Source organism: Persicitalea sp., from assembly GCF_041751555.1.
Lineage (GTDB): Bacteria > Bacteroidota > Bacteroidia > Cytophagales > Spirosomataceae > Persicitalea.
The window spans coordinates 1-10,307 of the sequence record NZ_JBGSXF010000136.1 but is presented as its reverse complement, the minus strand read 5'-3'; the positions used below and the strand labels follow the sequence as shown (position 1 = coordinate 10,307).

Annotated in this window: 8 protein-coding genes, 1 tRNA gene and 1 pseudogene; 6 read left to right on the top strand and 4 right to left on the bottom strand. The window is 48.4% G+C overall.

Annotated features, from left to right (window positions below):
• Window positions 1-703 (bottom strand): acyl-CoA dehydrogenase family protein (locus ACEW8P_RS04610; protein ID WP_373511931.1); only part of this gene is annotated, 703 nt, incomplete at its 3' end.
• Between the two features lie 76 nt (window positions 704-779).
• Here ACEW8P_RS04610 and ACEW8P_RS04605 point away from each other — a divergent pair.
• The 5 genes from ACEW8P_RS04605 (at window position 780) to ACEW8P_RS04585 (ending at window position 6,860) form a co-directional block, all read left to right on the top strand.
• Window positions 780-1,121: a MauE/DoxX family redox-associated membrane protein gene (locus ACEW8P_RS04605; protein WP_373511930.1), complete on the top strand. Its 342-nt coding sequence runs from the start codon at window positions 780-782 to the stop codon at window positions 1,119-1,121.
• 92 nt (window positions 1,122-1,213) lie between these two features.
• Entirely contained in the window at window positions 1,214-2,749 is a 1,536-nt protein-coding gene (locus ACEW8P_RS04600; RefSeq protein ID WP_373511932.1) for an NAD(P)/FAD-dependent oxidoreductase, read from the top strand.
• A 12-nt stretch (window positions 2,750-2,761) separates the two neighbouring features.
• Window positions 2,762-3,391 carry a CoA pyrophosphatase gene (locus ACEW8P_RS04595; protein WP_373511929.1) on the top strand — a complete coding sequence of 210 codons (630 nt, stop codon included), beginning with the start codon at window positions 2,762-2,764 and terminating at the stop codon, window positions 3,389-3,391.
• Window positions 3,392-3,564: 173 nt separating this feature from the next.
• A complete protein-coding gene (locus tag ACEW8P_RS04590; RefSeq protein ID WP_373511928.1) occupies window positions 3,565-6,210 on the top strand; it encodes a DNA gyrase/topoisomerase IV subunit A in 2,646 nt (881 codons plus the stop codon).
• Window positions 6,211-6,227: 17 nt separating this feature from the next.
• Entirely contained in the window at window positions 6,228-6,860 is a 633-nt protein-coding gene (locus tag ACEW8P_RS04585) for a vancomycin high temperature exclusion protein (RefSeq protein WP_373511927.1), read from the top strand.
• 78 nt (window positions 6,861-6,938) lie between these two features.
• On the opposite strand, the gene ACEW8P_RS04580 is transcribed toward ACEW8P_RS04585, so the two are convergent.
• The 3 genes from ACEW8P_RS04580 to ACEW8P_RS04570 form a co-directional block, all read right to left on the bottom strand.
• A complete protein-coding gene (locus tag ACEW8P_RS04580) occupies window positions 6,939-7,913 on the bottom strand; it encodes an ABC transporter ATP-binding protein (protein WP_373511926.1) in 975 nt (324 codons plus the stop codon).
• A 123-nt stretch (window positions 7,914-8,036) separates the two neighbouring features.
• Window positions 8,037-8,120: transfer RNA gene (locus tag ACEW8P_RS04575), tRNA-Leu, on the bottom strand.
• Between the two features lie 75 nt (window positions 8,121-8,195).
• Window positions 8,196-9,440, bottom strand: coding sequence for an ABC transporter permease (locus ACEW8P_RS04570; RefSeq protein ID WP_373511925.1), 1,245 nt, complete (start codon window positions 9,438-9,440; stop codon window positions 8,196-8,198).
• 107 nt (window positions 9,441-9,547) lie between these two features.
• Here ACEW8P_RS04570 and ACEW8P_RS04565 point away from each other — a divergent pair.
• Window positions 9,548-10,307, top strand: a pseudogene (locus ACEW8P_RS04565) (asparagine synthetase B); the annotation flags it as partial.

Genomic DNA, 10,307 nt, shown 5'->3' with positions numbered 1-10,307 from the left:
CTCCTACGCCCAGGGCGTCGGGAAGTAGATTTTCCTCGGGTACTTTTACGTTGTCGAATACCAATTCGCCCGTAGTGCTCGCCCTCAGCGACCATTTGTTAGCAATTTCTGGCGTAGAAAAGCCTTCCATTCCACGTTCGAGGATAATCCCCTGTACCCTTCCGGCCGGATTTCGCGCCCAAACAACCGCCACATCGGCCAGTGGGGCGTTGGAAATCCAGGTTTTGGAACCATTCAAAAGGAGGTCGCCCTCCCTTTCGGTGAGGCGCGATTGCATTCCTGCCGGATTGGAGCCGTGGTCGGGTTCGGTCAGACCGAAGCAACCCAAATACTCGCCCGAAGCTAGCTTTGGCAGGTACTTTTCCTTCTGCGCTCCGGTCCCAAATGTGTAAATTGGCCAAATCACCAGCGAGTTTTGTACCGATAGCGTCGAACGCATACCCGAATCGCCGCGTTCGATCTCCTGACAGACCAATCCGTAGCTGATGTAATCTGCCCCCGTACCTCCGTATTCCTCGGGTAGCGTCACACCCAAAATACCTAATTCACCAAAGCGATGCACCAAGTACGCTGGGAAGGCAGCCCGTTGGGCGTAAGAGTCGATAATTGGTTTTATCTCGGTATCCGTAAATTCGGCCACCGATTCTCTGATCAGTCGATTTTCTTTGCTTAGTAGTTCGTCAATGTTGAAAAAGTCAGTCATAATTTACTTCAGTCAAAACCGTTCGACGGTTCGTGTTGGAGTTTTACTTATTTAAAAAACAAAACCTGGATCGCCTATGTCTTTATATGTTATGGGCAGCTTGTATATTTTGGCGGGAATATACCATTTTATAAGCCCGAAGTTTTATTTGGCAATCATGCCACCTTACCTGCCTTTCCACAATTTTTTGGTGGTGGCTTCCGGTTTGGCAGAAATCGTTTTGGGCATGTTATTGTTCATCCCCTCCACCCGGATGTGGGCAGCGTGGGGAATAATTTTGCTTTTGATAGCCGTTTTTCCTGCCAACCTGTACATGGCTTATGGAGCTAAGTTCCAGGAAATGTCGCCCTGGTTTCGCTGGGGTCGCTTGCCCATTCAACTCTTATTGATTTGGTGGGCTTACCGATATACGAAATGACAGCTTAGCGGCAGAAATAGTAATTCATCACTCATAGCTCATAATCAAACTTGTCTCGTACAAAACAATACATTCTTCCCCCCGAAGTGGCGATGGAGGAAAATAAATTTCGGGAATATGTTCTGGCTGACCTGAGAATCAGCGCAGCGAAAAATATCACCCTTCGTAAAACCCGACAATCCATAGACGCACGTGGCCAGCAGGTCAAGGTCAACGTGCAGGTGGAGGTATTTGACGGTGAAGTACCCAATGATTTTATCGAATATAAAAAACCTGTAAATAATGTTTCTCAATGCTCAGAAGTAATTGTTATTGGCTGTGGCCCCGCCGGGACTTTTGCGGCCTTACGATTGATCGAACTTGGCTTTAAGCCAGTCATCTTGGAGCGGGGTAAGGATGTACGGGCGCGCAGACGCGACTTGGCGGCCATCAACAAACACCACATCGTAAATCCCGACTCCAACTACTGTTTTGGTGAAGGCGGTGCGGGTACCTATTCTGACGGCAAGCTTTATACTCGGTCCAACAAACGCGGTAACATTCGAAGAATTCTGGAAATTTTCGTAGCCCACGGCGCGAGTGAGGACATTTTGGTAGAAGCCCATCCGCATATTGGCACCAACAAACTACCCAAAATTGTCGCTAAAATGCGGGAGACCATTTTGGCAGCGGGCGGTGAAATTCATTTTGATTGTCGCGTAGAAGACCTACTGCTTGAAAATAATGAGATCAAAGGTGTAGTTACTGCTGATGGCCGGGAACACATCGGCGAAGGTGTGGTCTTGGCAACGGGTCATTCGGCACGAGACATTTTTGAGTTATTACAAAAACGCGGGGTACTCATCGAGGAAAAACCTTTCGCGATGGGCGTCAGAATCGAGCATCCGCAGCGCGTCATCGACCGCATTCAATACCGCTGCCAGCCCGACCGAGGACCGTATTTGCCGGCGGCTTCCTATAATTTGGTAACACAGACGTATTTTGGAGGAGTCCAGCGTGGCGTATTCTCGTTTTGCATGTGTCCGGGAGGCTTTATTGTTCCAGCCGCCACGGCTCCCGGCGAGTTGGTCGTCAACGGCATGTCCCCTTCACGACGTGATTCTCGCTACGCTAACTCGGGAATCGTGGTAGCAATTCAACCCGAAGACACCAAAAGATTCGCCGACTTTGGCCCATTAGCAGGGCTTCAATTACAGCGTGAGGTGGAACAAACTGCTTGCCGTTTGGCGGGAAACGGACAAGCCGCACCCGGACAAATAGTCAGCGATTTTGTAGCAGGAAAGGTTTCCAATAGTCTACGTGATACTTCTTATCAGCCCGGGCTCGTGTCGATGGACATGCGCGAGGTGCTACCCGACCATATTAGCGCACCGTTGCGAGAAGCTTTCCAACATTTTGGCCGCAAGATGCGCGGCTACCTTACGGCTGAGGCCCAGCTCATTGGTGTGGAAAGTCGCACCTCGTCGCCCGTCAGAATACCACGCGATTCAAAAACATGCGAACACCCTGAGGTGCAGCGACTCTTTCCTTGCGGCGAAGGAGCAGGTTACGCGGGCGGTATCATGTCGGCAGCGATGGATGGTGAACGCTGCGCCGAACAATTAGTGTTGAAGTATGGCAAGAAATAACCCATACCAATAATGCCACAGCCCTATTTTGAAGACTTCGTAACTAGTTTGCAGAAAAAGTTTGAAAGGCCTTTGCCTGGTCAGTTGGCCCACGCCCGTATGCTAACCAACTCGGAATTACGGCTGAAAGCTCGCCCTAACGCCCGAACCCGGAAGAGCGCTGTACTTGTACTTTTTTATCCGCACAAGGGAGAGATTTATGTACCGTTGATCTTACGTCCGGCCTACGACGGTGTGCACTCTGGCCAAATGGCATTCCCCGGTGGGCGATTCGAGCCGACCGATGAAAACTTGATCCGCACCGCCAAGCGGGAGGCACAGGAAGAAATCGGCCTCCGGCTGACCGATGTGCAAGTGGAGGGTGTACTTAGTGAAATTTTCATTCCACCGAGCAATTTCTTCGTGCTGCCCGTAGTAGCTCATATCCCCTACCGCCCCGATTTTTTTCCTGACCCACGCGAGGTCGAAAAAGTACTGGAAGTACCTCTGCGTGAAATCGAGGACAAATCCATTATCGGCAGCAGCGAAATTAAGGTGGCAGAGAATTACATTCAAGCCCCCCATTATCTTGTTCAGAACTACAAAGTGTGGGGTGCAACCGCAATGATGATTAGCGAATTGTTAGATATTCTCGGATCCTAGTTCAAATTTCTTCTTTGTCAGATATTCAGCGCTTGGCCATATCGTGACCAGGTGTGAATCATTAATCCAAGATATCCAAAAACGAAGAATGCTGAACGCAGAAGCCATTTTCTCTTAAATTTTTCGTATTTTTACCCTCCCCCACCCAAATCCTTAATTCCCTTCTCCCTTACATGGAAGAAAATACCGAAAACCTCGAAAATATTCCCCAAGAAGACGGCGAACTACTCGAAAAAACGCCAATTTCAGGCTTATATGAAAACTGGTTCCTTGAATACGCTTCCTATGTAATTCTGGAGAGGGCCGTTCCCGCCACCGAAGACGGCCTGAAACCCGTGCAGCGGCGCATTATGCACGCGCTTAACGAAATGGACGACGGCCGATTTAATAAAGTCGCCAACGTCATCGGCTCCACTATGCAGTATCACCCGCACGGTGACGCCTCTATCAATGATGCCATAGTCAACCTCGGTCAGAAAGAGCTACTTTTCGACACTCAGGGCAACTGGGGCGATGTCCGCACGGGCGATAGCGCCGCCGCGCCACGCTACATTGAAGTACGACTCTCAAAATTTGCCAAAGAGGTAGCTTTCAACGGCGACACTACCGTTTGGCAACTCTCTTACGATGGCAGGAAGCGCGAACCGATTACACTACCCGTGAAATTTCCGCTTCTGCTGGCGCAGGGTGTGGAAGGTATCGCAGTGGGGCTTTCCACCAAGATTATGCCCCACAACTTTTGTGAGCTGATCGAGGCCTCCATCAATATTTTGAAAGATAAAAAGGTCGAGATATACCCTGATTTCCAGACGGGCGGCTACGTGGACGTGACGAACTATAACGACGGCGAGCGCGGCGGCAAAATCAGAGTGCGGGCCAGGCTTGAAGAAGAGGACAAGAAGATGCTGGTTGTGAAGGACATACCCTACGGTACCACAACGACTTCCATAATCGACTCTATCATTAAGGCTAATGACAGCGGCAAGATCAAGGTAAAGAAAGTGGTGGATAATACCGCCGCCGACGTAGAGATTCAGATTCACCTGGCACCCGGCGTGTCACCCGACATTACGATGGACGCGCTGTACGCTTTCACCGATTGCGAGGTGTCGATTTCGCCCAATGCCTGTGTTATTGTCGGTGATAAACCCCATTTTCTGGGTGTAACAGAAATTCTGCGTTACAACACCGAGAAGACCGTGGATTTGCTGCGGCAAGAATTAGAAATTAAAAAAGCCAATCTACTGGAAAAAATCCTTTACGGATCCCTTGAAAAAATATTTATTGAGAACCGGATTTATCGCGACATCGAGGAAGCCGAAACATTTGAGGACGTCATCAAGCGTATCGACAAGGGGTTGGAACCATTTAAAGATCAATTCTATCGCGAAATTACTGAGGATGACATCGTCAATCTGACCGAAATCCGCATCAAGCGTATCTCGAAATACGATGGTTTCAAAGCTGATGAGTTGATGAAGAAATGGCAGCAGGAGTTGGCCGAAACCGAAGACAACCTGGCTAATCTCGTCCGTTTTGCGATCGACTACTTTAAAGACCTGCTCAAAAGATTTGGCAAAGGTCGCGAGCGGAAGACGGTACTCCGGGCATTCCAGCAAATTTCGGCCAATGTAGTAGCGGCTAACAACCAAAAGCTGTACGTAAACCGCGCCGACGGCTTTATCGGTTACGGACTGAAAAAGGACGAGTACGTCATGGACTGCTCCGACATCGACGATATCATCGTTTTCCGCAAAGATGGGGTTTGTACTGTCACGAAGATTCAGGATAAGGTCTTTGTCGGTAAAGATATTATTTACGTCTCGGTCTTCGTCAAAGGCGACGAGCGGAAGGTGTATAATATGGTTTATCTGGAAGGTAAATCCGGTGTTTCTTACATCAAGCGCTTTCAAGTCACGGCCGTTACACGCGACCGTGAGTATGATCTGACTCAGGGGACGCCCCGTTCAAAAGTGACGTACTTTACCGCCAACGATAATGGCGAAGCGGAGATCATTACGATCAACCTTACCGCGCAATGCAAAGCCAAGGTAAAACAGTTCGACTTCAATTACGCCGATCTTTTGATTAAAAACCGCAATGCCAACGGTAACATTCTCACCAAGTACCCCGTCCGGAAGATTACGCTCAAACAAGCGGGCGGCTCGACGCTCGGCGGTGTGGACATTTGGTACGATCCCACGATCGGCCGTCTCAATCGTGACGAGAGGGGCCTTTTCCTGGGAAACTTCGATTCCGACGATACGGTGCTGGTTATTTACAAAGAAGGTTCCTACGAATTGACCAATTTCGATCTGACCAACCATTACGAGCCGCGCGAAGTACTGCTAGTAGCTAAGTTCGATCCTGATCGCACCGTTACAGCGGTATATTACGATGCAGGTACTAAGGCGCACTTCATCAAGCGTTTTCAAGTTGAAACTACGACCGTTGACAAGAAATTTGGCTTCATAAGCGACGCGCGAGGTAGCAAACTACTGCTTACGACGCTGGAGAAACGACCTCGTCTGGAGCTTTCTTCGCAAGAATCCACCAAAAAATCGGTTGAAACAGAAGAGATTGTTGCTGAAGAGGCTGTGGATGTGCGCGGCTGGAAGGCGATTGGCAACAAACTGACCGCTGACAAGGTCACTAAAATTCACTGGCTCGAGCCGATACCGGTTGATGATGGTGAGGAAGAAGAAGAAACGTCGGAACCTGACAATGGCTCTACCCCAGCGGAAAAAATCTCTATCCCTAACGTTAGGCAAATCGGTGCATCGGCCAATGGGAAGAGTCAGTTGGGAATGTTTGAATAAGTGGGAACCAAGATATCATGCGGGTAAAACGAATCATTAAAATCCTGATTTCAATCACTTTTGCTGGAATCGTATTCATTTTACTTTGCAATGTATGGGTAGTCGTCAGCACTCGCCCTAACAGCTACTTCGTGGTTGACAGCCTGCCGACTAATCAAGTGGGGTTAGTGCTGGGAACCAGCAAAGCTACTTCGGATGGAGAGGAGAATCTTTACTTCAAGTACCGTATGGAAGCCGCTGCCCGCCTCTTTAACGAAGGTAAGGTAAAATCGCTGATCCTCAGTGGCAACAATGACTCGAAGTACTACAATGAACCGCAGGATATGGAACAGGCAATGCTCAAACTGGGTATTCCCAAATCCGCTTTACTGCTCGACTACGCAGGCTACCGCACGTTCGATTCCATCATCCGCTGCAAAAATATCTTCAAGCAGGATCACATTACCATCGTTTCGCAGGACTTCCATAATGCCAGAGCCTTGTATATCGCTCAAAAAGAAGGGATTAACGCTATTTCTTTCGCAGCACAGGATGTTCCGGCGGGGTATTCCTTACGGACTTTAATCCGTGAGTACCTTGCTAGGCCCAAGGCGGTAATAGATGTTCACATTTATCGACCGGAAACGTCAGGATACAATGTGATGCAGTGAAATTGAAGACAACATATTTGATATTCCCTAAGCCAATTTGCCCCAACCAATCCAAAATCATAAAAACACCTCGGACAGCTAATTGGAGATGCTTTTGATATGTTTTCTGCCGCAAGCTAAAAACACCCCCTCACCTACTTTACTGTCTCTTCTGCTCCGATAAAATGTAAGGTATTCTCCGTCGCTAGTTCGGCAAAAGTACTCATAATGTGTGCCTTTAAATCGTATTTTGGTGATCACTGCCTTCCAACGTGCCCTTTCCTCTGTTTTCACCACGCGCAAATAATTGGGCCGAACCATTTGCCACTCCCCTGCCTTCTCCGTTGCGAACAAATTAACATGTCCGGTCAGCTGTGCCACGTATAAGTTGACCGGCTTTTGATACACTTCCTCTGGGCTGCCTTCTTGTATCATTTCTCCCTCTCTCAAAATCATGATTCGATCGGCCCAGGCGAGTGCCTCACCAGCATCATGCGTCACGAACAGGCAAGTGAGTCGGTGGGTACTTTTCAAATCTTCAATAGCGTCAGCCAAAGTTTGCTTGTTTTTTTGGTCGAGGTGGGCGAAAGGCTCGTCAAGCAATAGTAGTTCAGGTACTTCGGCTAGTGCCTGAGCCAGAGCGGTGCGTTGCTTTTCCCCGCCGGAAAGAAGTTTGGCTTTTCGACCTTGAACTTCATGCAGCCGCGTAAGCTGGAGAAGCTCCTCCACTTTTCCCTCACGGTACTTCGGCTCATAGAAGCGCAGTGCGTACGCTATATTTTCCCGCACAGTTTGGTTGGGAAAAAGCTCATATTCCTGATGAACTAATTTAATACCTTCGGAGCCTTTCATGAGTTGAGTTTTGACCAAAGGCATTTCCTGGTTGTTCAGGAAAACTTTTCCTTCGTCAGCGTCGATGAAGCGGCCCAAAATATTGAGCAAAGTACTTTTGCCGGAACCACTCTCGCCGATGATACCCACCCACTCACTTTTTTTTAAATCCAGGTTGATATCCGAAAGGACGGTTTTATCATCAAATTTTTTGTGGAGGGATTTTACTTTTAAGAGTGTCATCTGGAAAGTCGAGCTGGGTAGTTTTAAAGGAAGACTGGACGAAAATATCAGGATACCTTGTATGTCGGATGCAAGGTGAGCAAACAAAAATCCCCGAGCGTAATGCTCGGGGATTCGTCCCGGTACCCGGAGCCGGAGTCGAACCGGCACGGGTGTAACCCCATTGGTGTTTGAGACCAACGCGTCTACCAATTCCGCCATCCGGGCCAATTGCCTGCGCTTTGGGAGGGCAAAAATAGGCAGAAACCCACATTTCCCAAGCAACTGCTGTAAAATATTTGTCTATTCGTAACGCAGTGCTTCGATCGGATCCAGCCGCGAGGCTTTAATTGCGGGGTAAATACCTGATATGACGCCAACAAAAATACAAACGATGATCCCCATGAACATCCAAAACCATGGGACTATGAATACGCTGTCGGTGCTTATGGTATTAGAAATTATGTTCCCGATCATAATTCCGAGTAATAGCCCGGCTATGCCACCCATGATGCAAATGACAATGGCCTCCATTAGAAATTGAAAGCGGATTACCCTTGGCGTAGCGCCCAGCGACTTTCGAATACCGATCTCGCGCGTTCTTTCGGTGACGGATACCATCATTATATTCATCAAAGCAATCGAGGCTCCCAACAAAGTAATAATGCCGATACCAAAGCCACCGATTCTAAGGTATCCTATAATGTCCACAAAATCCTTCGACAGGGCATCAGCCCGCTCGATCTCGAACGAATCGGGTTTACCCAGCTCATCACCCCTAATCCGGCGCATCAGACCGCGAGCCTCTTCGATAATGTATTCGCTATCTTCTACATCTGGGGCAGAGGCAGTAATCTGAAAAGTAAGGGCGCGGTTGGCGGCCAAAGCCCTTCCCGTCTCCAAAGGTACTAATATCAGACGATCGGCTCCGGTACCGCCACCCAGCGAACCCTTCTTCTGTAACACACCAATAATCTTGAACTGCCCGCCCATGAAACTTATGATCTTGTTCATCGGGTCTTCTCGAGGAAATAAGGTTCTGATAACTTCTTGCCCTACGATGGCCACGTTCAGCGAATTCTCAAGATCGTTTTTTGAGAAGTTACGGCCTTTGTCAATAAAGTAGCCCTTGATGGATAAAAAATCTTCATCCACGCCATTAATGCTGACGTTGGGATTTGTTTTCTCCGATAAGTACTTTACCTGAATTGCCCCGCCAATGCCGGAAGAGAGTGATACTTTTCCACCAAAGTCTTCTTTGAATTTGGCGGAAAAAAGCGAAGCTTCTCGATAATCGATGTCTTCATATTTCTTCATCTTTCGTCCGCCCGAGCGCCTATTATTACTAGAATAGTTGCTGACATCGAAGGTATTAGCCCCCAAATCGGCAAAGCTACTTTCAACAGAACTCTTAATACCGTCGATTGCCGTCAGGATGCCGACCAAAGAGGTAATCCCGATGGCGATGATAAGTGCTGTCAGCACGGTGCGGAGCATGTTGGATTGGATGGACCGAAGTCCTTCAAGGAAGTTTTCTAGGATATTCATTTAGCTCGGGCTACTATTTGCACAATATTTGCACTAAATTCGTTATGGAAACTAACAATCAATTCAATAGGGTAAATCTGCACAGGATGCTTCACAGAATCAAGCCGATGGTACGGCTGTTTATTCCGCTTATCATTTTTTGGGCCATATCCACTCATTCAATGGCCAATCGGCTCTTAATTCCGATGGACGACAGCCAAAAAAATCACCTGAAAGCTTACGGTGTAGCCTTTTGGGTGTTGAAAGCATATAACACCGAAATCGATTGGCTACTCAACTATCGCGGGGGTAGTTTCCTGGTCACCTACACCCAGAAATTCGCCACCGAAATGACGATTCGCGGTGTGAGCTTCGAGGTAATTTCCGAAGGTAATGCTGCCCAGATTCTTAATGAGATTTCTTCGCCCGACGCCAATATGGACGCGGTCAAATTGCAAAAACCTCCGAAAATCGCCGTTTATTCCCCTAAATCAAAACAGCCCTGGGACGATGCTGTAACGATGGTCCTTACTTACGCCGAAATACCCTATGACGTAGTTTTTGATGAGGAGGTTCTCAACGGTAAGCTACCCGAATACGATTGGCTCCACCTGCACCATGAGGATTTTACGGGACAGTACGGTAAGTTTTATTCCTTTAAAGATTATCCCTGGTACCGCGAACAGAAACGCGAATCAGAACAGATCGCCGAAAAATTCGGTTTCGCGAAGGTTTCTAGCATGAAAATGGCAGTCGTCAGTAAAATCCAGGAGTTTGTTGCGGGCGGCGGATTTATGTTCGCCATGTGCAACGCCACCGACACCTACGACCTGGCAATCGCGGCCGCCGGGGTGGATATCGTAGAATCCCCGTACGACGGCGACCCCG

Bases quoted from the DNA above. Each gene is read 5' to 3' on its own strand.
- ACEW8P_RS04590 (WP_373511928.1), top strand. From the start codon at position 3,565: ATGGAAGAAAATACCGAAAACCTCGAAAATATTCCCCAAGAAGACGGC.
- ACEW8P_RS04580 (WP_373511926.1), bottom strand. From the start codon at position 7,913: ATGACACTCTTAAAAGTAAAATCCCTCCACAAAAAATTTGATGATAAA.
- ACEW8P_RS04585 (WP_373511927.1), top strand. From the start codon at position 6,228: ATGCGGGTAAAACGAATCATTAAAATCCTGATTTCAATCACTTTTGCT.
- ACEW8P_RS04570 (WP_373511925.1), bottom strand. From the start codon at position 9,440: ATGAATATCCTAGAAAACTTCCTTGAAGGACTTCGGTCCATCCAATCC.
- ACEW8P_RS04600 (WP_373511932.1), top strand. From the start codon at position 1,214: ATGGAGGAAAATAAATTTCGGGAATATGTTCTGGCTGACCTGAGAATC.
- ACEW8P_RS04605 (WP_373511930.1), top strand. From the start codon at position 780: ATGTCTTTATATGTTATGGGCAGCTTGTATATTTTGGCGGGAATATAC.
- ACEW8P_RS04595 (WP_373511929.1), top strand. From the start codon at position 2,762: ATGCCACAGCCCTATTTTGAAGACTTCGTAACTAGTTTGCAGAAAAAG.